Origin of the sequence: Leptospira ainazelensis (assembly GCF_016918785.1) — a bacterium.
GTDB lineage: Bacteria > Spirochaetota > Leptospiria > Leptospirales > Leptospiraceae > Leptospira > Leptospira ainazelensis.
On the sequence record NZ_JAFFPT010000023.1, the window covers coordinates 35,171 to 60,934 of the forward strand.

Genomic DNA, 25,764 nt, shown 5'->3' on the forward strand with positions numbered 1-25,764 from the left:
CCTTAGAAGTTTTCCGTGTGGGATCTCTCACATCGAAACTTCCTCGGAAAAATCGAGAAGCACACAATGGACCCGATTCAAAGATATCAACATTTTGAAATTCGAAAGAACCGACAATCTACGGAGGTGGTACCTCTTACGGCTTCCTTAGACGAGTCTTCTTTTGACGAATTAAAATCTATCCTCGCTCTCGTCTTCTATCAGTCCAGTCTTCACGTAAAAATCAATCTGAGCGGGGTCAAAATCCTCCCTCTTCCAGTTGCCATGAAAATTCTCGCCTTCGCCTTTGATCTGAGATTGAAAAATCGGACTCTAGTTTTGACAGGTGCAAGTCCTTCTTTTAAAAAGCTCATTCAATTCTATAGAATGGATCGCTCTCTCTTAATCTTCTGAACGCCTTCTCTTTTCTTCCCTTCTCCAAGGTTGAAAGATCAACTTAATTCCAAGACTTCCCAAGAGAAGAAGAAGTTTCGGAGAAATTTCAGTTTCCTTCAGAGAAGGATCTGCAAATTCCACAGAAACATACAGACAAAGATTGTGTTTGTTTGCGAATTCTTTTACCTTATGACGGGAGGGAAGGACTTTCTCCAGAATCTGAAGGATATGATCTTCCAGAGGTGAATGCGCATCCAGAGTAGAATGAAGTTGCCAATGTCCAAAACCGAGAGGTTTCCCTTCCTTGTCTGTCGCAATTCTCGGAGTGCTGAAGTCGGGTTTTAGATCCAATTGTCTCGTTACCTCTTCCGAATTGAGGCCGTCCTCATTTACGGAAAGAATCGCCCAGGTAAGAGGGTTGCTTGTATAGACATTCATGATTTTTAGCACACAGTTTTAATTTTTAAGTCGTTTTAATTGCAATTTAACACAATTCACAGTTTTATCATGCTTACGGACCCATTCTTAGATTCTCAGAATATAAAATCGGATAAGAATCTGGTAAAAATGTGTCGGATAAAAAATTTTCCTTTATTAACATTTCATCCGTTTTATCTGTTGCAGATAAGGTAAATTTATCCTCTAATCTCTCTCGGGGGCTTGATAATGAAAACAATTTTAGTGATTGAGGACGATCCGGATATTGGAAATTTAATTCGCAAATCCTTGGATTCGGCACACTATTCAACCACTCTCCAAACAAGCGGAGAAGAAGGTCTTAAATTCTATAAAGCAAACCATCCCGACATGGTTATCCTCGACCTCTCTCTTCCCGACATAGATGGAATCGAAGTTTGCAGAACCGTAAGAAGGAACGACGAAAATACTCCAATCTTCATAGTTACCGCAAGAAATGAAGAAATCGACAGAATTATGGGACTCGAATTGGGTGCGGATGATTACATAACAAAGCCTTTTTCAGTTCGAGAACTCAAGACCAGAGTCGACGTTTTTTTTAGAAGATGGGACAAAAAAGCGGGAATCAAACCGAACGTCGGTGCAAGCGGAGAAATTATCCGCGGTTCCCTGAAAATCGACCCTGTTCGCAGGAGAGTGACTCTGAAAGAAAATATCGTGAATATTTCTCGGAAGGAGTTTGACATCCTACAGTTAATGGCAGCCTCCCCTGGAAAGGTTTTTTCTAGAGAGATGATTTTAGAAGCGGTTTGGGGAATGGAATGGGACGGATTCGAGAGAATGATCGATTCTCACGTAAAGCGAATCCGCTCCAAACTCGAGAAAAATTCAGCGCAACCCGAATGGATCGAAACGATTTGGGGAATTGGCTACCGTTTCACCGACAACTACGATAATATTGTGATCCCAGATTAAGCAAGATAAATCAATGCCCTCTTAGGAGTTCCCACTTAGGAAGCAATGACCGGAATTCCAACAAAAGCTCGGTTAAATACCGAGCTTTTTTATTATTGTCTTTAAACACTGGTCCTTTTCTAACTTTTCTTCATTCATTTTATCATCTGCGCACCCAAATGAGCCACTTTATAGAGTCCTCCGAAAAAGATAAAATTCCGTTATACCCGAGGAGAATGTGGGAACTCCCAACTACGAAAAAAGACTCTTCACTCTCTAAGTTTATCCCTTGAATCGAGCTTAAAATTCTAATATTTCTTTCTAAGATAGGAACAATTACTCAGAATCCTTCCGTAAAACATTTTTTAAAAAAAATAGAATTTTTCATAAATTTGGGCGCTAAGAGAAAACTATTAAGAACTGAAAGAAATATGAGGACATTATTCTTAAATTCCGATTCTGAAATTCGATCTTCCTTCAATGGGAACTCAGCTGACGTAGTTACTTTTCTTGTTCCAAAAAAGTATTTATATCGTCTCAACGATTTGAATCGCAAAAAACTTCCGAAGAGACTTCCGGAGCTCTTGAAAAAATACAGCAAATATATCGCCTCTTCAAAACGACTCAATAGAAGGGCTGGGAAGACCCTCTATCAAGCGAAAACAGGGAAAGGAAGAATGAAAAGAATCAATGCGAGAATCCAAACAAGGGATTGGATTCTCCTCGGAACTCTCGCCCAAGCTCACGGAGTTTCTCGTTGCTACCTTTTTAATTATCTCCTTTGGTTAGATGAAGTTGGAGTTGGGGATTCTATCTCGAATGTTCTAAACTCAGGAGTTCCCACCTTTCACAAATATTACAAATTCATTCTCCTCCTCGACCTTTCAAAAAATAAGATTACAAAACGTCTTGAATTCGAACCAAATCCAATTTATATCTTTCCTCGGACATAAAAAAGTATTCCATTTTTATAAAGTATAGAGACATTCATATAAGCATTTTTTTCAGAAGTATTCGAGAAGAATGATCCCAAAAAAGTGTTTCTCGAAAAATAGATAATAAGGAAGGAAAATCCTAACATTGTTTTAAAAAAATATTTTCGATTTTCTTTTCAACACTCACGATTTGGAATGTTGAATCTTAATCTGGAAAATTTCCCTTTGTTCAAGAATTACTGAAATTATCTCTGCGCACTGCTTTGAGGAGATAAAATTAAGAGGAAAGTTTCCAATACTTTCAAAATTTCTTGTGAAAACAAAAGCACGGCGTCGGTTTTCTTCATTCGGAAATGTTCTTCCCGCATCCATAATCCAACCGGGCTTCGAACCGAGAAAGAGGTGTGACGTACCACATATATATCTCGATGTAACGGTGGGAATTACCAACCAAGAATCCGTAAAAATACTGCGTAATCTCTACAGCCAACGCTGGGTGTGGGACCTCCCCGTCCCAATCATGTTGCCAGAAAGATCAAACGAATGGCGGCTTTCGGCGAAGGGAAATGATTGTTTTGAAATATTGGATAGAAAAAAGAAAAGAAACCCTCAAAATGTTTCCCCGAAACAGGGCGCTCAGCAGACTCAAACGTTTTTCCCTCCTGGTCAAAGTGCAAGAGTCAATAAATTAAAGGTGCATCGTTATTAAGATGCATGATCCTAACTCGCAATTTATTGACCACACTTCTGTCCCTTTTGCAGGGCTTCACGAGAAAAGCCGGAACCTGATTCTATAGATTAAGATTCGATTTTTATTTCATCTTACGATTTTAGTCCGGTAATCACAATTCGAAAACCGTTTGGATTTCACAGCCTTCAAGTCGAATATCTGGGATTAAATCTTTATAGTATCACAAACCACTTCTAAATCCGATTCGTAAACTCCTCTTCCGTCTTCTCGGCAAAAGAAAAGTCAAGATCGGTAAGTGTTTTCTTAGAATGTGTGGTAATTTCAACAGTCACGCAATCGTAACGCAGGGTGAGATCCGGATGGTGATCCATCTCCTCCGCAATGGCGGCTAACGCGCTTACGAATTCGAAGCCGGATCGATAAGAGGTGAAGGGGAAAGTTTTTTTCAAAAAAGGAATGTTTTCGCGAAAATCGACCTCCCAGCCGGACGGAATTCTTTCTTTGATTCTTTCCAGCTCGGAAGGGTTCATAAAAAATTAAAAAACCTTTTTGAGGGTCTGCTTGATCTTTTCCGCGTCATCCACCGCTCCGTTAGAAAGAGAACCGGCCCTCGCCATCAAGTTAACGGCGCCGTCCATCCTCGCTTTAAGTTCTTCTATCTTCTGAAGTTGTTCGTTTAAAAACGCGATCTTAGAATCCAATTCCATCTCTCTCCTTTCGAGCAAGAGTTTGAAATTGTCCAATTCCTGAATTTTTTTCCGAGTTTTTTTAGCTTCGGTGTCTACGTCTTTTCTGTAATATTTCTCTAATTCTTTCTCGGCCTGAAGATGACGTTCTCTTTCCGCCTTGAATTCCTTCTTCATCAATTTCAAAGCCTGGCGATAGGCTTTATTGAAGATTCTTTGCTTTTGACGTCTTCTGAGACGAACCAGTTTGCTGATCCAATTCATACTTATGTCCTGATATTATTCTGATTCTTTTCTGCAAAAAAATTTCACATGAGAATGTCGGAATTCTTATCGGCATCATCCCTATCACTCTTGGACCGAAAATTCAAGACACTCCGTCTTTTCATTCAAAGGAACCGGAAAATCAATCTTCCGGAGTGGATTCTTCCATCCTTAATATTAGACCCTAAAATTCGAGAGAAAAACCTGCTCCCGAAAGAACGAAAGTAGTTGATTCCACAGATATAAAACTTAGAAAAAGAATCCGGGAGGAATCATCCATGACATCCAGAGCGGAAGATTTCAATGAAGAAGTAGAATCACTCAAAGACAAAGCAAAACGAATCACCGGTAAGGCACGCGAAGAATACTTAGAGCACGTCTCCGATCTGAAAGAGAAAATCAAACAAATCTCGGGAGACACTTCCGAAAAAGCGAAACAAATTATAGACGAAACCGGAACTTATATCAAAGAGAATCCTCAAAAAGCGACTCTGATCGGGCTCGGTGTAGGACTCGGAATCGGACTTCTCATTGGAATGATGATTCGAAGAAAATAATAAAATCGGACACGATGGCAAAAAAGAAAAAATCAGATTCCACATCGGAATCGTATGACAACGAATACGCGAAAAGAGGAAACGATCTAAAATCCCATTTCCTCTCTCTTGTAGATTCCATTCTGGAATACTTCCAAACCCTTCTCCTCTACGGACAGAAGTATTTACTCAGAAGGTTTCAAGCTGGAATCCAGGCTTATATCTTTTTAAAGCTGGGTCTTTTCTTTCTTGGAATCGGAGCCATCTCCTTTTTAGGAGCGCTTTTCTTTTTCTTATTCAGAATCACAGGCGGAGATCTCCTCCTTTCCAGCCTCGGCACCGGCGGAGTCAGCTTTTTGCTTTCGCTGATCTTCCTCTGGCTCGCGGCCTCTTCTCTCAAAATCAAGGATCGATCATGAAAGAATTTCCGGATTTCAATCCTTTTGAAGGAAGCGATCGATTTTTTGGGAAAGATCCGTCGGATATGAGTCTCGAAGAATTGAAGTTATACCTTCACATCCAAAAACTCAGAGTTCGTCTTGAATTTGAAAAATTCCAGTCTTCCATCAATTACACCGGAATGATCGTAGAAGCGTTGGAAAAACTCGGAATGGGAGAATTCTTACAATCTTTCCTAAAGGTTCCGGATAACGTGTCATCCGAGGATTGATTTCGGATAACGTTCTTAAGCGAACTTTTCTGTTTCCGTAGAAATCCTCTTTATTTGAGTCCCGAAAATCCCCTCAGATACGTGCGGGCCTATTCTTCCGGACAAAAACCTTAAATCTCAAAATCCATCTCTCGCAACAACGACAATCCTCCGTTAAACTCCGGCGACCTTAGAAGGAGCGCCGAGTTTTTCGGAGGTGGATCGCGCAAACTATAGGAACTCCTACAATTTTACGCCGAAAATTTTCCTCCACGATTCCGGATTTTGTTTTACCATTTTATCTCGTATTCGCAAATCGGCTCTTCTTTCGTAATCGTCACGGATCCATTTTTCACTTCGTACATTTCCAAAATCCCCATAAAAACACCTTGCATAAATCCGATTGGATATCCTACAGAAGGCGCTTGTACAATAACATGACCTTCTTCTTTTTTAATAAATTTTCGCGACAACACCTCGGCGCCTTTATGGCTAAATAAAAATCCTTCCGCTTCAAAAAGAATACAATCGAGAGGACTTTTTACTTCGGCAGGAATCCCGACCGTCCTTTTTATTGTTGGGTAAATTTGACGACCCAAAGTCAAAAGAGCTTTTTCTTTACTCACTGAGGCTTTGACATATTCGCTCATAAAGGCGATATAATTTTTACATTCATACCATCCTTCCGGTTCCAGCTCATTGTAGTTTCTGCCCGTTACTCTAAAAAGTTCCGAATTCGCTCTTTCGCGGGCCTCCTTATATATGCCCATTAAACTCCCTATCAATGTTATAAATTTACCTCTAACTTGTGCCATGCGTCCACAATCTCCAGCTTTAAAATGATACTGTATAACGAGAATTGCAAAGTCTATACTCGATACACATTCCAGTAGTCAATTTTTCCATGTGCGAACATAGGCAAGCACAAACTTAAAGGACGGATCCCAAATCATTTCTAACTAAAATTAGAATCTGTTCTTAGTTTGTTTCAAAAATTTTTTTGCACTTAATTCTGTAAATGGAATGTAGACAACAAGATTCAGAATTAGGACAATCCTATTTTCCCGAATCTTTTTGGCTAAAATGAAGACGCCTTTTTTTAAAGAGACGAGAATCATTTCGAAAGTTGGCAATCCGGCGCTTAGATGATAAAACGACGCCTCTTGCGATATCCAATCGAGTTCAAATTGAATCCTTTGGAGAAATATACTTTCCACGTTTTGGTAGAACGAATCGAGCCTTTATCGGAGATTTCAAGAATGGTTATATACGAGGATTTTTGATAAAATTCTAAATGAAACCTACAACTTCTATCTTAAAATTTTTCTTGCTTGAATGGACTTCGAATCAAAGACATCCGCAGCGGAACAGAAACAAAAAATAGATCAACGATTCTACATCTTCCTTGTTATTGATTTGTTCCGAAGCGAATTAGCTTTTTTAAAAAGCCTGTTCTCCTTTTCGGAATTGGAAATTCAACAAAACAAAGGAACCCATGGTCAATCCCCTTCAAAAAGCAAAAAAACTGGTTTTAGAATATTCTTATCCGAAAGGATTGTTAGACGAGATCCCCGCGGAGGGAACCTATTACAACGGCTCTTCTTCCGTTCATTTGGAAGATGATGAAAAAGTGACTCCGGAAATTCTTTCCAAGTCCTTAAGTTATTTCATAGAAATCGATGAAAAGGAAGTTTCGGAAGAAGACATTCCTCTCGGCTCTTCCAAAATGAAGGGCCTCCCGCACCTACCGAGCCCGGACTTTTGGCCTAAAGGAACTTACTTTTTGGCACAACTCAATATCGACGAATTCAAAAAATATGATATTGAAAACGTTTTTCCCGATCGGGGAATTCTTTATTTTTTCGATAACATCGAAGGGGAATTTATCGTAAAATATTACGACGGTCCGATCAGCGATCTCAAAATTATCGACTATCCGGACGCAAAAACTCTTCGCGAAGCGAAATACTATCTGGAAGAATACCGCGATGTCGCTTATCAATTGAGTTTTAAACCGAATTATATTTTCTATGTTGCCGGAGACGCCTACGATTACAGAACTATCGCAAAATTGATCCCTCAAGATTTATCGGATCAGCTCAAGAAAATTTTCAAGGCCGATCTGGCCACTTGGAGCCCCAGCTTTCGGATTTTTGGAAGACCCCTTTTCTGGCAGGGAGAAGACGAAGAAGGATTCGATTTTGACGACTACGAAGATGATGAAGAAGAAATGAAAGAAAAAGCCCAAGCGGAGGATTCATCCGAAGAAAATGACATCCTCATCTTTCATTCTGAAATTGGAGAAGGTCACATTCATATCCGAATCGATCCTAAGAATCTAAAAGATAAAAAATTTGAAAAAGCGTATTCCACGTATTCCGGAACTTAGAAAAACACAAAGACCTTGTCCGGAGATTTTCAATCGGGCAAGGTTTTAGAAATTCTTCCTTAAGAATCCGAATCTGAAATATTTACTTCGAAACAATCTCCGCTTCGATAGCGGGATACGTCTTCACTTCTCGAATCTGAATCGTTTCCACCCGATCTTCTCCCGCGATGATATCCGAAAGAATCACGACCTGATCCCCGTCTTCGATTCTTCCGGCCTTCTTTAAGGTTTCTATGGCAAGCCGAATGGTCTTTTCAGGATCTCTGGAAAAGTCGATTCGGTAAGGAATCACTCCTCTTGTAAGCCAAAGTTTTCTTCTTACGGTCGTCATATTTGTAAACGCATAGATCAAAGGATAGTGGGGATGAAAACCCGCCACGTTGAGCGCTGTAGTGCCCCTTCTCGTGATTACGATGATGGCGGGACATTTGAGAGAATCCGCGAGTTCGGACGCTGACTTCGCCATTTGTTCCTTTTTATCTTGGGGAATTTTTTCGCGAACGTAGTCCACACCGCCGGTTCTCTCTACACGTTGTGCGATCTTATCCATCATCTCCACACAACGAACCGGAAACTTTCCTGCGGCCGTCTCGCCCGAAAGCATGATCGCATCGGCTTCTTCATAAACCGCGTTTGCGACGTCCGTAACTTCGGCTCTTGTTGGAGACGGATTGTTGATCATCGATTCCAAAAGGTGCGTCGCGACGATCACTCGTTTCCCGCGTAACGCGCATTCCTTGATGATGGCTCTTTGCAAAATCGGAAGTTCCTCGATCGGAACCTCGACTCCCAAGTCGCCTCTCGCAACCATCACACCGTCCGAAGCCGCGACGATTTCCTTCATGTTTCGAACCGCTTCCTGGTCTTCGATCTTCGCTATGATCTGCGCGTGACCTTTGTTATCGTCTATGATCTTCTTGAGTTGATTGATGTCTTCCACGGAACGAACGAACGAAAGCGCGATAAAATCCACGTCTTCTTCCAAACCGAAAAGAATATCCTTATGATCCTTAGGCGTAATCGAAGGAAGATTGACCCGAATCCCCGGAAGATTGATATGTTTTCTCGAACCGAGTTTTCCACCGTCTAACACCTTACACTTGAGAGCGAAGTCGTTGATCTCCTCCACTACAAGATTGATCAATCCGTTATCGACGGTCACAGGGTCTCCGACCTTGAGATCCTTTACGATGTCCTTATAATTTACGAAAACGGATTGTTCCTCGGATTCCGCTCCGGGAATGATGTGAAAGGTGAAGGTTTCACCGACCTTGAGATCCAAATGATCCACTTGAAGATCGCCGGTTCGAATTTCCGGGCCTTGTGTATCGAGTAGAATAGCGATCGGGTTTTTGAGAACGTCTTTATTGAGCGCTTTGATATTTCGGATGATGTTCTTGTGAAACTCGTGATTTCCGTGAGACATGTTCAAACGCGCCACGTTCATCCCGGCTTCCGCCAGCGCCTGAATCATCTTTTTCTCCGCAGTCGCAGGTCCAATGGTACAAATTATTTTGGTTTTTCTAAAAACAGAGGATTCGCTCTTCATGTAGTACCTTTATTCGGGAGAGCGGGGCTTTGGACAATCTGGAATCAGATTTTAGGCAGGGTTTTCTTCAGAAAATCATCGAGTGAAATACAAAAGTCAAAAAGGTCCTGATCGGGCATACTCGCGTCCTTTTGTTCGTTGATAATGGCGGATGATTTTTCCATCAAGTCCCTTCCGTTCTTCTTCAGATATCGTTTGGTCACAAGAATCGGAAACGTATATCTTTCCTCCTGATTCCGGACCATAAACGAAAAGATTTCATTCTTACCGAATTTTTTGAGAAAGTTGATCAGACCTTCTTCGTTGATCTCCCCCTCCATTTCATAAAGAAGAATGTTTCGGTCCGGATATTGGCGGTTGGACCAATAGTCGTCCAACACATCCAAAACCCTTTCCAGAAGTTTTGAATTGAGGGGATCGATTTCCTTCGAAACGCCGCTCGAAGAAGGAACCTTCTCGTCTTTATTTTGAGAAGGACTTTGTTTGCGGGCAGTTTTCTCGGCCTGTTCCTTTGCTTCCTTCTCCTTTACTCTTTTTTCGGCGAGTTTACTTGCGTCCTCGTGGATCTTCTTCGTTCTAGCTTCCGTCACACGTTTATTGAGTTCGACGGCGTTATGAGCTCGGATCTGTTCCGCTTCGTATTTGTGAACGGTGGCGTTTCCGAAAATATTCCTCCAAAGACGGGTAAAAAAAGGAAGATATTTAAAAAGACTGGAGATCTCTACCTTATCAAAGGTCGCGACGAGATCGCGGTTATCGATAAAATCCCGAATCTTCATTCGATCGAGGATTCGGATTTCGCTGTCGTTTCCTGTCGCCGCAAAAACCTTTCTCGCGGCTTCGATCGCGCCGGAAATCGAAAGTTTATGAAGAACATAGATATAAAGCGCATTCTTATCGGCAAACTCGGTGTGAAGAATCTGCTCGTGATTTGCGACGAGGTTTCGAATATCTTCCTCGATCTGTTGACCGCGAAAGCGAAGAAAATTTAAATCCACAAGACGATTCGCGGATTTGATATAATCCAAAATCTCCGCCAGTTTTACTTTTTTTTCTTCCTTTTCCTTTTTTTCCTTATCCTCTTCCTCAAAGTGAATGAGAGCTAAAAGTTCTTCCATCGCCGACTTTTGATCGCCGTAAGCAGGGCTAAGATAAGGTAGAATCGCGTTGACGAGAGAGCGAGTGTTTTCCTGTTCTTCGGAAGACAAGGAACTGATCGCACCGATTTTCTGAAGTTCGGGTAGGAGCCGATCCTTCAAAAAGGTTTTGTAGGCTTCGATTCTCGCGAGAATTTCATCCTGCACGTTATAGTAAAAAACGGATCTATTTCCGGGATTGAGAGCGTTTTCGTTTCGTAAGAAGAATAAGGTTTTCTGTTCCACAAGTTTTTTCAGAACCGGTTTGAGATGGATGTTCACTGTGACTTGTTTTAAACCGGGAGTCACATCCAAGGGATCGTTAAAAAGACTTCCGATCTCGGTGGAAGCGTAAGTATCGGTGAGTTTGTTTTCTAAAATCGCCGCATGAATTCGTTTGATAAATTCTTCCTTGCCGGGGAAGATCCGTTTTTCTTTCGCCCAACGCTGAATGGAGGAGAACGTGGTAGAATTGGCTCCGTCCACATAACGATGACTTGTCGACGCATCCGCCGCCTGCGGTCTTGCAAAAACCTGATTGAGTCGAAGATAAGAATCGATTTTTCCGTCGGACGCGTCTCCGGTGGGATTAAAATCCACCATGCAGATTTTTTTTACGATCGGAGGATTGTATTTCGTGGAAAGTTCCCGGAGATATTGGTTGATCTTCTCTTTTTCAATATTCATCTCGCGGGCAAGTTGATCGGCGTTCGGAAGAATTTTATTCGCAACGAATTTATCAGTCCAGTCGCCGATCACTAGCAAAAGTTTGTGAATTCCCTTGTATTGGAAATCGCCCCTGGACTCCAGAGATTGAGTCAGCTGCAATGCAGTATTATAATCTGCAACTTTTAATTCAGGGGCTTGAGGTTCCAACATCGAATGACAGTATCATCCAAGGAAATTTTTTTTGTAAAGAAGTTCTGCATTTAATAATGCAGCGCCGGCAGCGCCTCGAATCGTGTTATGACTCAAGACGACATATTTCCAATCCAAGATCGGGTCCGGTCTCAGGCGTCCGATGACCGTAGTCATCCCCCGTCCGGTCTCCAGATCCAGTCTAGGCTGAGGTCGGTCCTCTTCTTCTCTATAAAGAATCGGAGGATTCGGAGCCAAAGGAAGTCCTAACTTCTGAGGTTCTCCGGAAAAATTTTTCCAAGCGGAAAGGATTTCTTCTTGGGAAGGTTTCTTTTTGAATTTAACCGAAACACAAACGGTATGTCCGTCGAAGACGGGAACTCGGTTGCAATGCGCCGAAATCGGAAAATCCGCGTGAACGATCTTCCCGTTTTCCACTTTACCAAGGCATTTCAGAGGTTCGATCTCCGCCTTTTCTTCTTCACCGCCGATATGAGGAACCACGTTTCCAAGAATGTCCATCGTTGGAACACCGGGATATCCCGCGCCGGAGATGGCTTGCATCGAAAAGAGCATAACGGACTCGATTCCAAAAAGATCATACAAAGGTTTGAGGGAAATGGTGACTCCCATGATCGTACAATTCGAATTCGTGATGATCTTTCCTTTTGTTTTTTGAGAAGAAAGAACGTCGAGATGAGAAGCGTTCACTTCTGCGGAAAGAATCGGAACGATCGGATCCATTCTATGATTTTTAGAATTGGAAATGATATGAACACCCGCGGAAGCATAAGCACTTTCCACTTCGCCGGCGATGTTAGCATCCAAACCGGAAAATGCTAATACGACATCCTTAGTTTTTTCGGGATCGGGGGTTGTGATGACAAGATTCTTAGCATAAGCAGGGATATCGGAGGAGATTTTCCATCTCTTCTTCATTACTTCACCGTATGTCTTTCCCGCGCTGTTCTCGGAAGCGCAGAGGTGTGTGACCTCAAAATACGGATGATTTTCCAGCAATTGAATAAATCGCTGACCAACGGAACCGGTGGCGCCTAAAACGGCAACTTTGACCCTGCTCATATTTTAATTTAAACGGTGAAACCCGCCCTCTCAAGTTATAAATTTTGCCGCGTTTGCGTGCGGCTTGTTTATCAAGGTTTTACAGGTTTATCACCCTGTCTTTCAGAAATTTGGACGAATTCTTCCGCATAAATCGAACTCATTTTAATCATTCCCGGATAAGTAAAGTGATGAAAATCGCTGAAGTCCTGCATACGAAGAGAATGTTTCAAATCGCTAAAAAAGACTCCGTCCCCGGAAAGACGATTTAAGAATTCGAGATGATCCAGATACCAAGAAGAATTCTCATACCAACCTAAGCTGATCGGATTCTCCGGATTATTGATGATCCAAAGAGGAATACGTTTTTCCCTCAAAAAACCGGTCAATTTTCGCAAATATTCAAAGTGAAGAATGGGGACGAACTTTTCTTCTGAGATTCGGCGTTTGGCGTCCCGAAGCGCAATCAAATAGCCGATCCCGGGTCGTTGCGCGTAATCGTCCAATAAACGAAAATTAAAATATTTAGAATATTCTAAATCGCTCATATTTTCGTATCTCAGATCCTCCAGGCGTTCCTCCCTTGTGTATTGCATCCCGTTTCGAGGAACGTCGGTTCCGAAGGTTTGTTGAAGGCGCACACCCAGAGAATCGTAGTTCCAGTCCTTGTTTTCCCCTTCCGCAAAAAAGGGAGTCCAGGTGTTCGAAATTTCGGCGGAGACCGACAAATCGAGAGAATCTTCGGCAAAGGTTCGATCTAGAAGAATTTTTTTCCAACCGGAATCCGCAAACGTAAACGACTGAACTCCATTCTTATTTTGGAATGTGATTTTTACGGGACCGGACTTGAGAATCTCGGGGACGATCTGAATCAAAAAACCTTCCTTTTTCATTTTTGGAGTCGGGACAAAAGAGAATTTTTTTCCGGTCCATCCGAGGGAAGTCACTCGTTCGGGAATCTGAACTCCGTTATAACCGTGATAACTCGTATTTCTTCCGTAACGATGATCGTAGAGAGAACGCAGATTTTTCCAAAAGATATCCTTGTATCTGTAAAAACCGAAAAGATACGCGGCGACGTATTCGGAAGTTCGCGCAAAACCCAGAACGGAAAAAAATTCCTTAGCAGTTTCGAGAGGAAAGATAAAACGAGATTGAGGCGCTTCAAAAAAATTCAACGCATCCAACGTAAGAATCTCGGAAGAAATCGTTTCGTTTTTACCCATAGGATCCAGAGAATACGCGCGATGTAATCTCCAGTCGATAAAGTTGATCGGAAACACTACAAAGTCCGGTTGTAAGTCCGCGATTTTTTTTCTGCAAAGCCAGGCGTCGAGAGGAGTCATTCCCGCATACGAAAGAAATTCCACTTCGACATGTTTTCCAGTTCGTTTCAATATTTCGTTCCGAAACGACTCTCGATCCAAAGAATAATGTGCGATGCTCGAACCGACGATCAAAACCCGAGGATGCAGTTTCGGTTTATCGACGAGAAAATGGTATTCGTAGAGGAAGTTATAAAAGTGATTGGAACTCCAGGGAGATTCGTTCGGAACCTTCCAGATCAAAACGCGGAAAAATAAAAAATCTAAAACGAATAAAAATAAAATTCCCGTTCCTAGTAGAATCCAATGTTTCTTTCCGGGCGTATAATTCATCTTAGGAAGAATGGTTTGATACAAGGCCCCGCTTGTCCAGGATTACTTCTTTTTTTAGCTTTACCCTTCGGAGAAACTATAAATCCTTTCGGAGAGAATGTTGAAGTATGCAATCACCCTAATTTTATTTTTTGTTTCCCTTTTTGTTTCTTTGGCTTTGAGCCCGGAAGGAATCTACCAAAACTCGGACATTCTCTATTTGCCGAGTCTGGCCCTGGATCTATTTCGAGACGGAGGAAATTTTTTATCCTGGTCCTTCACTCCTTCTCCGTATTTTTTTCCGGATTTCCCGATCGTATCGATCCTTTTTCTACTTTTTGGAAACGCACAGAAGGCCTTACTAACGTTCGCATTCTTACAAACGATTTTATTCACCGTTTTGATGGAACGTTTTTGGATCTTTCAGAGGGAGGAAAAAAAACGAAATCAACTTTCTAAAAAGGATTCCAGAAGAATCAAGTCCTGGATTCTTCTCTTCGTATCCGCATTACTTCTCGCGGCGCCGAACTTCCCGACGCTTTATATTCTATTTCTTCCTTCGATCCACGCGAGCGCTTTTCTCGTCACTCTTTACGCATGGCCTCTTCTTCATAACAAACTTGATAAACGACAAACCGCGTTTTTATTTGTTTGGATCGTTTTGACCGTCGCCTCCGATCGAATCCTCGCGCTGGAACTTGTGATACCCGGAATTCTTTCGGGTTTTCTCTTTTCCAAAGAGAAGATCGCGGACCGAAACTGGAAACGATTTTTTCCGGAAAGTTCCCGGATTCTTCTTTTCGCGGGGATCACGGGTTTGATTCTTCACGTAATTCTAAAATCGTTTTTATACATCGAAAAACCCGGAAAAATCCCTGCGTTAGTCTCCTTTGTGCAGCTTCAAAAGGACGGAATCCGTTTTTTTGCCGAAGCGCAGATCTGGGTCACTTCCGGGTTTAGAGAAAACTTTCCGGTTCCTGCGATCCTATTCTTATCGCTTTTTATCGCTCTAACTTTCGGTCTCGCAAGAATTCGAAAAAGCAAAACCACAGCGTTTTTGTTTTTCTTTTTTTTGATTCTTACGCTCGCACCGATCGCAAGCGGAGCTTATGTCGACGAATACAGCCTGCGTTATGCGGCACCGGCCTTGATTCTCGCGCCGTTCTTTCTCATTTCGATCGCGGGTTTTCCAAAAAGGAATCTCACCGTCGCGATTTTTCTTTTATTTCTTTTACTCTGGAAAATCGGCGAAAAAGTCCCCGAAGGACTCGAAAACCGACTGATTCGACTTTTCCAGTGGGTGCCACAGGAAACCGCTTGTTTGGACAAAATCGCCGAAAAAGAGCCGGTCTCACTCTCCGTAGCCGATTTTTGGACGGCGAAAAAGTTATTAGTCTTCTCGAAGAAAAAAATTCCCGCTCTTCACGTCGCCTATGGAACATTAGAAGGATCTCATACGATTTCCAATCGAGACTGGTATCTAAAAAATTACTCCGGAACGATCCTGGTGTTTACGAAAGGTTTGGAGGAGAATCGGATTCTGGACGTGTACGGAGTTCCGTCCACAAAAGAGAATTGCGGAGAAATTTCAGTTTTTCTCTATAGAGATTTAGGAAAAATCCACGAAGCTCTCAAACGACCGTTTCAAAAAACAAAGTAAAGAAACGGTTTTGTTTCGACCGTAAGAACGACTCCGACGATAAAACCAAGAGCGCTCAAAAAAGCAAAAAGCGACCAGTGAAGATTCTCGCGAAACCGGGAAAAGAGTCCGGAAGATTCTTCTTTTTTTCCGATCCAGGTCGCAAAAGCCAAAACGAAAAATATGGTCAAAAATTGGGACTGCATCGTATATGTGGGATCGATTCCATTCGAGAAGCTGAACAACTTTTTTAAAATTCCGAACGAGGTCTCGAGACTTCGAGAACGAAAAAAAATCCAGATCAGACAAACGCTGAGAATTACAAAAATCTGATACACGAAGTCAACCGCCTTCCGAGCGGCATTAAAATTCGGCCAAGGAAAACGCAAACGTTCCCGAACTAACCGTTCCAAAACCAAAAAAGCTCCGTGTAAAAAACCCCAGATCACAAAATTCCAACTCGGTCCGTGCCAGAGGCCGCCGAGGATCATCGTGATCCAGAGATTGCGATACGTAAACAAACCGCCGATTCGATTTCCTCCGAGAGGAATATAGAGATATTCCCGCAGCCAACCCGAAAGAGAAATATGCCAACGCCTCCAGAAATCCGAAAAACTTTTCGCCGTATAAGGAAGCCGAAAGTTGTCAGGAAGACGAACTCCTAAAAGAAGCGCCGAACCGATCGCGATGTCCGAATAACCCGAAAAGTCGCAGTAGATCTGAATGGAATAGGAAAGAACTCCCATCCACGCAAAAAGACTCGAAACCTCGTTCGGATATTGATAAGCGAAATCGGAAATCACAGAAATCCGATCGGCGATCACGGCCTTTTTGACAAAGCCCAAAAGGATCAGCCAAATTCCTTCTCGAAGCGGAATATTCTCCCAACTAAAAAGGGAACGAAGCGCCGGTAAAAGAATTCTCGCGGAAACGATCGGACCCGCGACCAACTGAGGAAAAAAGGAAAGAAAAAGAGCGTAGTGAAGAAAATTTTTCTCGGAAGGAATTTCTTTTCGATAAACGTCGATCGAATAACTCAAAGACTGAAACGTATAAAACGAAATCCCGACGGGTAAAACGACTCGTAACGTAGGTTCGGAGACCTCCCAGCCCAGAGATAAAAGAAGAATCCGAAACGAATCCGTAAAAAAGTGAAAGTATTTAAAAAAGCCGAGAACCGATAGATTCCCCAAAAGAGACAATCCAAGAAGAATTCTTCGATTTCGAAAATTCTCCTGCGAATCCAACGCTCGACCCACGGAATAATCCAGGACCGTAGTAAAAAGGATCAAAACTCCGAAACGATAGTCCCAAGAGAGATAAAAGAGATAACTCACAAAAAGCAGAAAAAAGAGAACAAACGAGTTTCGCTTTGGATAAATCGCCGCGAGGATCCAGCGGACACACCAAACGATTGCAAAAAAAAGAAAGTACTGTGGAGTCGTAAAATTCATTGAAAGAGATTGTGTGTCCGAATCCAGGATTCGTATAAAACCGAAATCCTCCAGTCGTTTTTCAATTCATCGCGGGTTCCGGGGAGAAAAGAATCTGAAAGATCTATCAAACGAAATCATCCAATCGATCCAAAAGGCGATTGCCGAAATTCCGGAATCGATGTCCGAAGATCTTCGATTCGAAGTGGAGATGTTTTTATCCAAGGTAAAACTCTTAGGATGGAAAAAATCCGATCCGCAAGCGGGCATCGATCGTCTTGAAATCCGGCAAAATTTATTTTTGATTCTAAGAGAAGACATGGTGTATTCTCTTCAAAAAATTTTTTCGGGATCCGAATTCGTAAACGATTCCTTTCCCGATCTCAGTCCGATCCACAGGGAAATTCTCGCGATTCTTAAGGAATTGGGCAATTATCATCATCCACATCCGGGAAGGGATTACTCTCGGATTTCATTGATGGAATCCTGGTTTCAAGGGCTTTCTAAAACGTGGACTTTTAACCTTCAGAGGGTAGTCGACACGTTTCAAATCTATCGTTGGAAATTGTATTCGTTTACTCCTGAGAGGCCGTTTACGTATCAGAATCCGGAACAGGTCGTTCAAAGAATCTTATCGCCTGAAAGTTCGGGACTGAATTTTTCGGAAATCTACGAAGCCGAGGTTTCTCTCAGAAAGAATTTTCAGTTTTTTCTTTTGAGAAAGATCGGCGCTGAGAATCGACTCAAATACCTAATTTCAACGGAGATTCTCGGGTTAGAATCCGACTCTCTCATCCAAACCTTACACGCAGTCATCTCCAGTCGGTTCGAACAACTGCTCAGTACGCGGCAGTTAGAACACGAAAACGTCCTCAAAGAAAAACTCGATTTAGAGAAAGAATTCCGACAAGCGGAGAAAATTCAAAAAAAATCTCTCCGTGCAGACCTCCCGGGGCCGGAAGAAAAGGTAAGAATCGAAATTCTCTACAAACCGGTCCTCCCGGTGGGCGGCGATTTTTACACCGTCCGCCGAATTTCCGGCACCGAGTATGGAATTTTTATCGCGGACATCTCCGGGCACGGAATTGGCGCCGCGCTTTTTTTCAATACGCTCAAATCCAGCTTTGAGAAAAATCAGGCTTATTGGGAAAGGCCGGGGAAGCTCCTCCGAAAGATCAACGACGAAGTTTACGGGAAATTGAACGACAATTTTATCACCGGAATCTATCTCTATCTCAACGTAAAGAAAAAGATCCTAAAATACGCGAATGCTGGTCATAATAAAGGAATTATTTTTAATCACAAAGAAGAGAGAAATAAACTTCGCTTTCTGGCGCCAGGGGGAAAGGTTTTAGGAATCTTCCCAAAAATGGAATACAAAGAAAGGGAATTCAAGCTCAAAGAAGAAGATAGAATCGCAATTTTCACCGATGGGATCCCAGAAACGCACAGTCCTGAACAATTGATGTTGGGTGATCGGGAGTTTTATCGCTGGCTGATTGCAAAAAAAGCGAACGAGGAAGAAAATCAACCCTTGGCCGTCATTGAAAGAATAGAAAGGGATCTCAATCTTTTCCGAGGGAACCCAAAAGCCGAAGATGACATTTGCCTAATTTTAATCGATATTTTATAGAATGGATTATTATTAATCATTTTTTATATAGTAAAATTAATCAGCATTAATTGCTAAACAGTCCATTTATTTTTAACACCACAATTTGGGCAATAAGCAGTAATTTCCGCTTTTACGCGCTTCCCCTTTGGGGTTTCGATCTTTCCAATTGCCACAAACTCAAAATCTACGCCTTCGGGGACATAATGTCCAGCCCCGTATTTTGCAGATCCTTCGATCATATACGAACAGGCGTGACAGCGAACCCTTAATTTAATCACTTCGGCCATAAGTTGCGTCTATCCTCATAAAAAGAGCTCCGTTCGTAAAACACTTTTCCCTGACGTTCTATCATTGGCAGGAATTCTTCCTACACATGACAATATGTCCTGTTTTTAAAGCCATTCTTATAGCTCCCGTGGCTTCACGGTCAATTCACAGGCAATCGTGAGCCGAAATAAAAAAGGACTTATGGAAAAAATGCCGCCCAACCCTCGTCAGTTCAAAATCCAGCGTTTTAAAACCCGTAAGCCCTTTGACAAAGGAGAAAGAGAGAAGCCGCCGGAAGCGAGACAATTCAAGGATTGAATCCCATTCCAACCCTTTGGCAAAGCCGTAATTTTTTCGAAATTCTATCCCAAAAGACCCCAAGCCCTCTCGGCCCTTATTTCCGCAAATTGCCCAAAAATCAGCAGAACGTAGGGCACTACCTGCGAGAGTGTCCTCTTTGCAAAACCGCCTCGAACTTCTTATGTCGCATAGCAATGTCCGATCTATAAAATTCAGTCCCTCTTCCCATATTTGCCCAAAAACGAGCATGTCGGATATCCGGCATTTCCCCAATTGCCCACTCGGAGTAGTTTTTTATCTCGATTTGGCGGGCAGGCTTGATTTTAGGCAAAAAGTGCCGAAATTGCGGCGTTTAGAAAAGTGAATTTCCGCCCTGTGAGCAGCACAGGCGGATTTTATCGTTTTGCAGTTTTTTTCGAGATCGTTTTCTTTGCGGGATTTTTTGCAGACTCGGTTAAGGCCCCGTTCTGCTTTTCGGAAGATTTAGATTGTGAAGGAGCGTCAAAATTCGTATCGATCCCCTGCTTTCTATTTCTTTTGACCATATATACAAAATGCCTGATATACTGGCCATAAGGTTCAGGGAGAGTTTTTGGGTCAAAATCAGTCGGATTGTCCAAAAGGGATTTTACAACGACTTGGCTTAGGTCTTCTTTGCTGGTCATCATGATCGTCTCAAGACGTTTACAAATTTCGTAGTCGTTTACTTCAAGAGACATCTTTTTCATTGCATTGAGCAATTTTTGAAAAGAGGACCGTTTCACTTTGGAAGCCATAGACAAAGATTTTCAACCTCGGGCTGAAAAACAAACAAATTTAGATTTTATCCGACCGGCTATGCAAGGGAGGAACTATTGAGAATTAAAAACGCGTCTTGTCGTTTATACAAAGGATGAAGAACTGAAATTTTGGGAGTTCCTACTTTTCCTTCTGGAAGGAAGGTTGCTTTTTGCCAGTGAGAATTCTTGCCCATTTCCACCGGATCTTCGGCGACCTTCCCGCAAGCAAAGAAGCCGCCGGATTCTCCTCCCTTTTCGTCCAAGAGGATTCAAGGAACCGCCCTATTCTTTTCTCCGCTTTCACGTCCTGGGCGGAATCCACGTTGATTTTTAAAACAATCCTTCCGTTTCTAAATCCTCGGGATAAGAAGTCCGAGCCGGCCCCGCCGATCCGATCGCCTGGATAAAACCCTGAGGACGAGGCGAAATTCCGACCAAACCAGAAATCGACCTTCGAAAGAAAGAACTCATCCGACGCACAAAAATTCTTTCCAGTATTCAAATATGCAGAAAGAACACATCCGACCTCGGTCAGAACGATCGATTTGTTTTGATTCCAAGATCCTTTTTTTGCCGGAGAATTCGAATCGGTCTCGAGGAATAAAACCGAATTAAAATCCGAAGTTCCAAAAGCCGGTGAAGAAAATGAATTCAGATAAAAATGAGAGCCGTAGGTGAAAGAAGAAATTTCACAGTCTTTGAAATTAGGATTTAGACTTTCAGGATGAGAATCGGAGAAACTTGACAACGAAGGTTCCTGGATTTTGTTTTGAGACGGTTTCTGTTTTGAAAAAAGAGAAACCTGATTTTTTTGGGTAACCAAAAAATCTTCCTGATCCAGAGCCCAATTTCCGGAAAGCGGCGATGCTATAACTCGATCCACTTCCGACTGATGAATTGAGACTTCATTTTCTTCGGCGGACAAAGCTCCCGCGCTACCGAGACCAAGGGCCCCAATAAGCAAGATTTGTGCCAAAAATTTAATTTGAAATCGAAAAAACATAGCAATTTTCTATAATCTGTCCTTTTTTCAGGAAAAAGGAAGCGTTTTTTCGCCTTTTCCGGAGTTTTTTTAAGAATTTTTACTTAGGCGCTCTTGCGGAAAAGACGTTTTACCCGAAGTTTCCATTCCCAAAGAATGATTCCTTTTTCCTCTTCTTCGGCCCGCTCTTGTTCTTTTTCCAAAAGCGCGTAACACATACTTGCAATCTCGGGACCGAAATTCTTCTCGAGCTCGATTTCAAATTCGGGAACTTTCATTTCTAAAATCAATTCCGCCAGACGAAACCCTTCATCCAAACTCTGGAGTTTTGGTTTTACTTGTTTGAGTTCTTCTTTTTCAAACTCGTTTCGAATCATGACTGAAAAAAAAGTTCGAATGAAAGAAACCTCTTCCGGTTTTAGCTGAAAATCCAGGAGAAGCTGTTTTACTTTTTCCAGGTCCATTCTTCTCAAATGAATCCGAGCCAAAAAAACCGGGTTTCCGGAATGAATATTGAGATTCCCGGAATCCATGATATCCGCAGCGCGTACCCGATTGAAATCGACGATTCCGGATTCTTTTCCTTTTACCGCTTCCGGCGTCGGGGTTTCCGCGACTTTGTGAAGGGCCACCTTTTTACGAACGATCAACATATTGAGGGCCGGAAATCGGATCTTCAGCGTAATCAAATCCTGTCTCGGATAGGATTCGTCCAAAACGAGATGATGCATGTCCACTCCCTCGTCCCTAGATCGAATCAGATCTTCGTTGTTTTGAAAATGATAAACGACCACCGGAAGGACGTCGCAGTCGCTTCCCGAGCTGAGAAAAATCGTTCGGACTTCGTTCCCGGAATTGGAATGCTGATACGGAATTACGAGTTTCCCCTGTTTTACGTTTACAAAACTCAATTCTCCCAAACGAAAATGGGCCAAATTGAATTCCGACCCTAAAAAAACAACTCGGGGAACCGCGACGACAATCGAACTATTTTTAGCTCCTCGAGGAACTTCGGGACCTTTTTGGGTAAAAACAACATAGGTCATTTTCGCCAAACGAACTTTGACTAAAAATCCACCCGGGGTTTTCCGCTCTTCGTATAAAGAATCAAGATCCACTTTTTTAACCTATCTCCAACTGTTTCAGTTTGTATTGTAAGGAACCTCTGGAAATTCCAAGGGCCTTCGCCATTCGAATCTGATTGCCGCCGAACAATTTATGAGCGAGAAGAATTTTCTGTCTTTCGACGGCCTCAACCGCCCTCCGAAGATCCAAATCTTCGGAATCCGGAATCGTCAAAATTCTATCCTTACCCTCTTTTTTTTCCTGGATTCCGATCTCGGAACCGGAAGAACTCAGGATAGATTCTTCCAAAAGATTACGCAAGCCCGAAAGATTTTTACTAAAATCCATCTTAAGAATCTTTGCTAGATTCAACTCCGAAAGTCGGAGGTCTTCGCGGCCCAGAGATTCTTTGAGCTCCTCTAAGAGAAACCGAACCAGAGATTCTTTTTGCAAAGAATTTAAGTCCGCAAAGGACGGAACTGAAATCGTTCTCTGGAGAAGAAATTCCCGAAACGGTCTAAAAATTTCGTTGGGTTCCGACCCGCTCGTTTCGGTAAAAATAAGACGAAACGGACTCGATTCTCCGGAAAGAATTTTAAAGAAGAATTTCTGTTGGACCGAGGTAAACTTCTGCGCACCCTCGATCAAGATCGTACCGGAATTTGTCATTCGGGACCATTCTTCAAAAGACTTTTCGAGTTTAGAAATTTGCTCGGGTAAAAAACCCAAAACAAGAATTCCTTTCTCCGGACTCAGGGTTCTGTGAATCCATTTTCCAAGAGTCTTTTTACCGGCACCGGAAGAACCCAAAATCCGGACCCAAGAACTCCTCTTGAGCCAATCCGGCATGGTCGTAACCTCACAGATTTCGGCCAAAAATTCACCGACAGTTTCTTTTCTGGGAAACTCGGGACGAGGAATCGAAATAAAAGACGAGGCTTTTAAAACCGAAAGATCCGGGAGAGGATGAGAAGAATCGGAAATTTTTTGAGCCACCAAACCCCAGAGAGCCAGAAGCGCGTCGGAAGGTTTTTCCAAAAACTCAGCTAGAAAAAAACCGTCCAAAAAAGAATCTCCGCGAATTCCAACTACCAAACAACCGCTTGCCCTGGAATCAAAAAGTTCGTGGTCTTTGGAAGAAAACCAGAGCGGAAGATTTTCTCTGTTTAAGGTTTCGAGATTACCGGTAGCACGGGATAAGAAAGAATAAAAAAAACCGTCTTCGCCATAACCGACGGCGGAAACTTCTTCCAGGGTTTTTCCCTGATCAAAACTAAAAGTAAGCACTCCGCAGAGCGCATCCGAAAGTCGAATCCAATCCTCAAATGCCAGTGAGAATTCTTCCTTTTTACGCAAAGAAGAAGAATTCTCCGAAAACAAAAGATTGGAAAGAGACGGATGCACAAAGGGAATATGTTTAAAATTAAGCATCCTGTCAACTAAGTACAGAGCCGATGTCGGACGTCCGACAAAGGGGGACTTCGAATTCTTTTTTCGCGTAAAAAGAACCAATTTAAGATAAATGATTGAAGATAAAAAACCTTAACTCTATCTGGAAACGGAGCAGCAAGAGAAGATTGTTTTCCTCGTTTTTAAGAGAATTTAACTTTGGGGAAAGGTAAATTCTCGGAGCAAATTTCTCCAAAAAAGGTCATCGGATCCAAACCCCGAACCCTCTTTTTAAATCGCAAGAGTGCAGAAATTTTCAAAAATCAAAATTCTTATCATTCAAAATTCGGTCTTGATAAGGATTCGATGTCGGATGTCCGACAATAGAATATAAGGTAGAATCATGATAGTTGTATCCATTGCAAACCAGAAAGGCGGAGAAGGAAAAACGACCACTTCTCTCAATTTGGCCATGGGGCTCGCGAGAAGAGGAAAAAAAACTCTGCTCGTCGACATCGATCCTCAGGCGAACTCGACTGGCATTTTTATCAACCCGGAAACACTGGATAAGTCCATGCACGGAGTTTTTAACTCCCGGATGAATATCAAAGAAATCATGGTAGATACCAAACTTCCGGGTCTTTTTTTAGCGCCCTCAAAAACAAACCTGGCCGAAGTCGAAACGCTCTCGGGAAGTTCTGTCGACGCTCCTTATATTTTGAGAGACGCGCTCCAAGGATTGGAAGGTTTTGATTTTTGTATCATCGACTGCCCGCCTAGTCTTTCGATCTTTACGATCAATGCGCTGGTAGGTTCGAACTACGTGATCATCCCGCTCCAGGCTGAAAAGTTTTCGGTCGACGGAATCGTGGGATTACAACAAACGATCACGAGTATCAAAAAAAGGATCAACCCCAATCTTGAAATTTTGGGCGCACTCATCACCCAGCTCAAACCACAAACACTTTTGACAAAAACCATAGTACCCGTGCTAACAAAATATTTCCGAATTTTTGAGACCAGTATTTCCGATGGAGTCGCCGTTGGGGAATCTCACCTCGCAAAAAAATCGGTATTCGAATACAACAAATCGAGCAAACAGGCACAAGAATACGAAGGGTTTATTGAGGAGTTTTTGAATGAGCTCAAAAAGTAAAAGATTAGGCTCTCTTGCAGACGTATTCCAAGCGGAAAAGCTGGAAGGAACGATCCGCAAAATTCGATTAGATAAAATTCTTCCCTCCGACAACCAACCGAGACAGGACCGAAAAAAAGGGGTCGAAGATTTAGCCCGAAGCCTGGACAAGGACGGACTTCTCCAGCCGATCATCGTCACAAAACAAAACCCGGAAGACGAACACTACAGAATTGTGGCCGGAGAAAGAAGATTTCACGCGGCCAAACAACTCAACTGGACCGAGGTCGAATGTAAAATTTTAGACAGAGATGAAAAGGAAACCTTCCGCCTCGCGATCATAGAAAATCTTCAGAGAGAAAATCTTTCACCTTATGAAGAAGTGGAAGCCATGTCTCATCTAAAGATCAGCTTCAAATACACGGATCAGGAACTGGCCACACTTTTTGGGAAAAGCAGAAGTTACATGACGGAACTCCTGGGAATTTCGGACTTAACAAAAGACGAACTCAGATCTTGTAAGGACGCCGGGATCGAAAGTAAGAATCTTTTGATACAGGCCGTTTCCGCTTCCAGAAAAGGAACTTTCCCGGAATTCTTAAATTTATTTTCAACGGGCGCCTTAAAAACAGTCAAGGACGCAAAATCGTTTAACCGGGAAGAAGACGGCCTATTCTCTTCCAAACCCGCCGTCGACGCAAAATCCAAAACACCGGTTTCTAAATCTATAGAATACAAGATCACAAAAAAACCGGGACTCATTCAAATCAGCTCTGAAAACGACGAACTCCTGGGTGAAATTCTCAAATTAGTAAAAAAAGAAATCCGCAAAAAATTCGAATCAGAATCGTGAGTTAATGTCGCTTAACAATTTTGTTAAGCGACATTAAAATAAGTACATACAGGTACTTAGCAAAAGAAATTCGGGAAAACAGTCAAAAATGGGCCAATGGGATTGACAAAGCCGCGACATTGGGTTTAATGTGACATAATATAGTAAACGGAAATATAGTACGAAGCTT

25 protein-coding genes are annotated in these 25,764 nt (G+C 42.4%); 11 read left to right on the forward strand and 14 right to left on the reverse strand.

Annotation, left to right across the window (positions count from 1 at the left end; translation table 11 throughout):
- Window positions 1-66 precede the first annotated feature (66 nt).
- Entirely contained in the window at window positions 67-393 is a 327-nt protein-coding gene (locus JWG44_RS06000) for an anti-sigma factor antagonist (protein ID WP_205274062.1), read from the forward strand.
- On the opposite strand, the gene JWG44_RS06005 is transcribed toward JWG44_RS06000, so the two are convergent.
- Complete coding sequence (locus JWG44_RS06005; RefSeq protein WP_205274063.1) at window positions 382-813, reverse strand: DUF4279 domain-containing protein; 432 nt, start codon at window positions 811-813, stop codon at window positions 382-384. The two genes, JWG44_RS06000 and JWG44_RS06005, sit on opposite strands and share 12 nt — an antisense overlap.
- A 228-nt stretch (window positions 814-1,041) precedes the next feature.
- Between JWG44_RS06005 and JWG44_RS06010 the strand changes: the two genes are divergently transcribed.
- On the forward strand, window positions 1,042-1,767 hold the full coding sequence (locus tag JWG44_RS06010) for a response regulator transcription factor (protein ID WP_205274064.1): 726 nt from the start codon (window positions 1,042-1,044) through the stop codon (window positions 1,765-1,767).
- Window positions 1,768-2,177: 410 nt separating this feature from the next.
- Window positions 2,178-2,699, forward strand: coding sequence for a DUF1564 domain-containing protein (locus tag JWG44_RS06015; RefSeq protein ID WP_205274065.1), 522 nt, complete (start codon window positions 2,178-2,180; stop codon window positions 2,697-2,699).
- A 906-nt stretch (window positions 2,700-3,605) separates the two neighbouring features.
- Here JWG44_RS06015 and JWG44_RS06020 read toward each other — a convergent pair.
- Together JWG44_RS06020 and JWG44_RS06025 are read right to left on the reverse strand one after the other, a co-directional pair.
- Window positions 3,606-3,902, reverse strand: coding sequence for a 4a-hydroxytetrahydrobiopterin dehydratase (locus tag JWG44_RS06020; RefSeq protein WP_205274066.1), 297 nt, complete (start codon window positions 3,900-3,902; stop codon window positions 3,606-3,608).
- Between the two features lie 6 nt (window positions 3,903-3,908).
- Window positions 3,909-4,322, reverse strand: a complete 414-nt coding sequence (locus JWG44_RS06025) for a hypothetical protein (RefSeq protein WP_118969623.1) — start codon at window positions 4,320-4,322, stop codon at window positions 3,909-3,911.
- Window positions 4,323-4,600: 278 nt separating this feature from the next.
- On the opposite strand from JWG44_RS06025, the gene JWG44_RS06030 reads away from it, so the two are divergent.
- Genes JWG44_RS06030 through JWG44_RS06040 form a run of 3 tightly spaced genes read left to right on the forward strand, consistent with a single transcriptional unit; the run spans window position 4,601 to window position 5,528 of the window.
- Entirely contained in the window at window positions 4,601-4,879 is a 279-nt protein-coding gene (locus tag JWG44_RS06030; RefSeq protein WP_118969407.1) for a DUF883 family protein, read from the forward strand.
- Between the two features lie 14 nt (window positions 4,880-4,893).
- Entirely contained in the window at window positions 4,894-5,277 is a 384-nt protein-coding gene (locus tag JWG44_RS06035; RefSeq protein WP_205274067.1) for an LBF_4227 family protein, read from the forward strand.
- The gene (locus JWG44_RS06040) at window positions 5,274-5,528 is read left to right on the forward strand and encodes a hypothetical protein (RefSeq protein WP_205274068.1); all 255 of its coding nucleotides are present in this window, start codon (window positions 5,274-5,276) and stop codon (window positions 5,526-5,528) included. The genes JWG44_RS06035 and JWG44_RS06040 overlap by 4 nt, the downstream gene beginning before the upstream one ends.
- A 269-nt stretch (window positions 5,529-5,797) precedes the next feature.
- On the opposite strand, the gene JWG44_RS06045 is transcribed toward JWG44_RS06040, so the two are convergent.
- A complete protein-coding gene (locus tag JWG44_RS06045; RefSeq protein WP_205274069.1) occupies window positions 5,798-6,322 on the reverse strand; it encodes a hypothetical protein in 525 nt (174 codons plus the stop codon).
- 680 nt (window positions 6,323-7,002) lie between these two features.
- On the opposite strand from JWG44_RS06045, the gene JWG44_RS06050 reads away from it, so the two are divergent.
- Window positions 7,003-7,896 carry a DUF1963 domain-containing protein gene (locus JWG44_RS06050; RefSeq protein WP_205274070.1) on the forward strand — a complete coding sequence of 298 codons (894 nt, stop codon included), beginning with the start codon at window positions 7,003-7,005 and terminating at the stop codon, window positions 7,894-7,896.
- A gap of 82 nt (window positions 7,897-7,978) precedes the next feature.
- Here JWG44_RS06050 and pyk read toward each other — a convergent pair whose 3' ends face one another.
- From pyk to JWG44_RS06070, 4 genes are all read right to left on the reverse strand, one after another.
- The gene (gene pyk, locus JWG44_RS06055; RefSeq protein ID WP_205274071.1) at window positions 7,979-9,445 is read right to left on the reverse strand and encodes a pyruvate kinase; all 1,467 of its coding nucleotides are present in this window, start codon (window positions 9,443-9,445) and stop codon (window positions 7,979-7,981) included.
- A gap of 44 nt (window positions 9,446-9,489) precedes the next feature.
- Window positions 9,490-11,460: a hypothetical protein gene (locus tag JWG44_RS06060; RefSeq protein ID WP_205274072.1), complete on the reverse strand. Its 1,971-nt coding sequence runs from the start codon at window positions 11,458-11,460 to the stop codon at window positions 9,490-9,492.
- Between the two features lie 12 nt (window positions 11,461-11,472).
- Window positions 11,473-12,522 carry an aspartate-semialdehyde dehydrogenase gene (asd, locus tag JWG44_RS06065; protein ID WP_205274073.1) on the reverse strand — a complete coding sequence of 350 codons (1,050 nt, stop codon included), beginning with the start codon at window positions 12,520-12,522 and terminating at the stop codon, window positions 11,473-11,475.
- 71 nt (window positions 12,523-12,593) lie between these two features.
- Window positions 12,594-14,159 carry a hypothetical protein gene (locus JWG44_RS06070; protein WP_205274094.1) on the reverse strand — a complete coding sequence of 522 codons (1,566 nt, stop codon included), beginning with the start codon at window positions 14,157-14,159 and terminating at the stop codon, window positions 12,594-12,596.
- 97 nt (window positions 14,160-14,256) lie between these two features.
- Here JWG44_RS06070 and JWG44_RS06075 point away from each other — a divergent pair, with 97 nt between their 5' ends.
- Window positions 14,257-15,798, forward strand: coding sequence for a hypothetical protein (locus tag JWG44_RS06075; RefSeq protein WP_205274074.1), 1,542 nt, complete (start codon window positions 14,257-14,259; stop codon window positions 15,796-15,798).
- Here the strand turns inward: JWG44_RS06075 and JWG44_RS06080 are convergent.
- Window positions 15,783-17,231: an MBOAT family O-acyltransferase gene (locus JWG44_RS06080; protein ID WP_205274075.1), complete on the reverse strand. Its 1,449-nt coding sequence runs from the start codon at window positions 17,229-17,231 to the stop codon at window positions 15,783-15,785. The genes JWG44_RS06075 and JWG44_RS06080 overlap by 16 nt on opposite strands.
- Before the next feature lie 13 nt (window positions 17,232-17,244).
- Here JWG44_RS06080 and JWG44_RS06085 point away from each other — a divergent pair, with 13 nt between their 5' ends.
- Complete coding sequence (locus JWG44_RS06085; RefSeq protein WP_205274076.1) at window positions 17,245-18,843, forward strand: PP2C family protein-serine/threonine phosphatase; 1,599 nt, start codon at window positions 17,245-17,247, stop codon at window positions 18,841-18,843.
- Window positions 18,844-18,896: 53 nt separating this feature from the next.
- On the opposite strand, the gene JWG44_RS06090 is transcribed toward JWG44_RS06085, so the two are convergent.
- The 5 genes from JWG44_RS06090 to JWG44_RS06110 all read right to left on the reverse strand — a co-directional run bounded on the left by JWG44_RS06090 (window position 18,897) and on the right by JWG44_RS06110 (window position 23,649).
- Window positions 18,897-19,112: a hypothetical protein gene (locus tag JWG44_RS06090; protein ID WP_205274077.1), complete on the reverse strand. Its 216-nt coding sequence runs from the start codon at window positions 19,110-19,112 to the stop codon at window positions 18,897-18,899.
- A gap of 675 nt (window positions 19,113-19,787) precedes the next feature.
- A complete protein-coding gene (locus JWG44_RS06095; protein ID WP_205274078.1) occupies window positions 19,788-20,168 on the reverse strand; it encodes a phosphatidylinositol phospholipase in 381 nt (126 codons plus the stop codon).
- A gap of 142 nt (window positions 20,169-20,310) precedes the next feature.
- The gene (locus JWG44_RS06100) at window positions 20,311-21,147 is read right to left on the reverse strand and encodes a hypothetical protein (RefSeq protein ID WP_205274079.1); all 837 of its coding nucleotides are present in this window, start codon (window positions 21,145-21,147) and stop codon (window positions 20,311-20,313) included.
- 110 nt (window positions 21,148-21,257) lie between these two features.
- On the reverse strand, window positions 21,258-22,271 hold the full coding sequence (locus JWG44_RS06105; protein ID WP_205274080.1) for a hypothetical protein: 1,014 nt from the start codon (window positions 22,269-22,271) through the stop codon (window positions 21,258-21,260).
- Between the two features lie 4 nt (window positions 22,272-22,275).
- Complete coding sequence (locus JWG44_RS06110) at window positions 22,276-23,649, reverse strand: helix-turn-helix domain-containing protein (RefSeq protein ID WP_205274081.1); 1,374 nt, start codon at window positions 23,647-23,649, stop codon at window positions 22,276-22,278.
- Between the two features lie 361 nt (window positions 23,650-24,010).
- Here JWG44_RS06110 and JWG44_RS06115 point away from each other — a divergent pair, with 361 nt between their 5' ends.
- Complete coding sequence (locus tag JWG44_RS06115; protein ID WP_205274082.1) at window positions 24,011-24,763, forward strand: ParA family protein; 753 nt, start codon at window positions 24,011-24,013, stop codon at window positions 24,761-24,763.
- Window positions 24,747-25,595, forward strand: coding sequence for a ParB/RepB/Spo0J family partition protein (locus tag JWG44_RS06120; RefSeq protein WP_205274083.1), 849 nt, complete (start codon window positions 24,747-24,749; stop codon window positions 25,593-25,595). The genes JWG44_RS06115 and JWG44_RS06120 overlap by 17 nt, the downstream gene beginning before the upstream one ends.
- The last annotated feature ends 169 nt before the right edge of the window (window positions 25,596-25,764 follow it).

Excerpts from the sequence above, each read along its gene's own strand:
- JWG44_RS06040 (WP_205274068.1), top strand. The coding sequence starts at position 5,274 with ATGAAAGAATTTCCGGATTTCAATCCTTTTGAAGGAAGCGATCGATTT.
- JWG44_RS06015 (WP_205274065.1), top strand. The coding sequence starts at position 2,178 with ATGAGGACATTATTCTTAAATTCCGATTCTGAAATTCGATCTTCCTTC.
- JWG44_RS06120 (WP_205274083.1), top strand. The coding sequence starts at position 24,747 with ATGAGCTCAAAAAGTAAAAGATTAGGCTCTCTTGCAGACGTATTCCAA.
- pyk (WP_205274071.1), bottom strand. The coding sequence starts at position 9,445 with ATGAAGAGCGAATCCTCTGTTTTTAGAAAAACCAAAATAATTTGTACC.
- JWG44_RS06020 (WP_205274066.1), bottom strand. The coding sequence starts at position 3,902 with ATGAACCCTTCCGAGCTGGAAAGAATCAAAGAAAGAATTCCGTCCGGC.
- JWG44_RS06030 (WP_118969407.1), top strand. The coding sequence starts at position 4,601 with ATGACATCCAGAGCGGAAGATTTCAATGAAGAAGTAGAATCACTCAAA.
- JWG44_RS06080 (WP_205274075.1), bottom strand. The coding sequence starts at position 17,231 with ATGAATTTTACGACTCCACAGTACTTTCTTTTTTTTGCAATCGTTTGG.
- JWG44_RS06090 (WP_205274077.1), bottom strand. The coding sequence starts at position 19,112 with ATGGCCGAAGTGATTAAATTAAGGGTTCGCTGTCACGCCTGTTCGTAT.
- JWG44_RS06005 (WP_205274063.1), bottom strand. The coding sequence starts at position 813 with ATGAATGTCTATACAAGCAACCCTCTTACCTGGGCGATTCTTTCCGTA.
- JWG44_RS06025 (WP_118969623.1), bottom strand. The coding sequence starts at position 4,322 with ATGAATTGGATCAGCAAACTGGTTCGTCTCAGAAGACGTCAAAAGCAA.
- JWG44_RS06110 (WP_205274081.1), bottom strand. The coding sequence starts at position 23,649 with ATGCTTAATTTTAAACATATTCCCTTTGTGCATCCGTCTCTTTCCAAT.
- JWG44_RS06070 (WP_205274094.1), bottom strand. The coding sequence starts at position 14,159 with ATGAATTATACGCCCGGAAAGAAACATTGGATTCTACTAGGAACGGGA.
- asd (WP_205274073.1), bottom strand. The coding sequence starts at position 12,522 with ATGAGCAGGGTCAAAGTTGCCGTTTTAGGCGCCACCGGTTCCGTTGGT.
- JWG44_RS06035 (WP_205274067.1), top strand. The coding sequence starts at position 4,894 with ATGGCAAAAAAGAAAAAATCAGATTCCACATCGGAATCGTATGACAAC.
- JWG44_RS06060 (WP_205274072.1), bottom strand. The coding sequence starts at position 11,460 with ATGTTGGAACCTCAAGCCCCTGAATTAAAAGTTGCAGATTATAATACT.
- JWG44_RS06000 (WP_205274062.1), top strand. The coding sequence starts at position 67 with ATGGACCCGATTCAAAGATATCAACATTTTGAAATTCGAAAGAACCGA.
- JWG44_RS06115 (WP_205274082.1), top strand. The coding sequence starts at position 24,011 with ATGATAGTTGTATCCATTGCAAACCAGAAAGGCGGAGAAGGAAAAACG.
- JWG44_RS06095 (WP_205274078.1), bottom strand. The coding sequence starts at position 20,168 with ATGGCTTCCAAAGTGAAACGGTCCTCTTTTCAAAAATTGCTCAATGCA.
- JWG44_RS06045 (WP_205274069.1), bottom strand. The coding sequence starts at position 6,322 with ATGGCACAAGTTAGAGGTAAATTTATAACATTGATAGGGAGTTTAATG.
- JWG44_RS06010 (WP_205274064.1), top strand. The coding sequence starts at position 1,042 with ATGAAAACAATTTTAGTGATTGAGGACGATCCGGATATTGGAAATTTA.
- JWG44_RS06075 (WP_205274074.1), top strand. The coding sequence starts at position 14,257 with ATGTTGAAGTATGCAATCACCCTAATTTTATTTTTTGTTTCCCTTTTT.
- JWG44_RS06050 (WP_205274070.1), top strand. The coding sequence starts at position 7,003 with ATGGTCAATCCCCTTCAAAAAGCAAAAAAACTGGTTTTAGAATATTCT.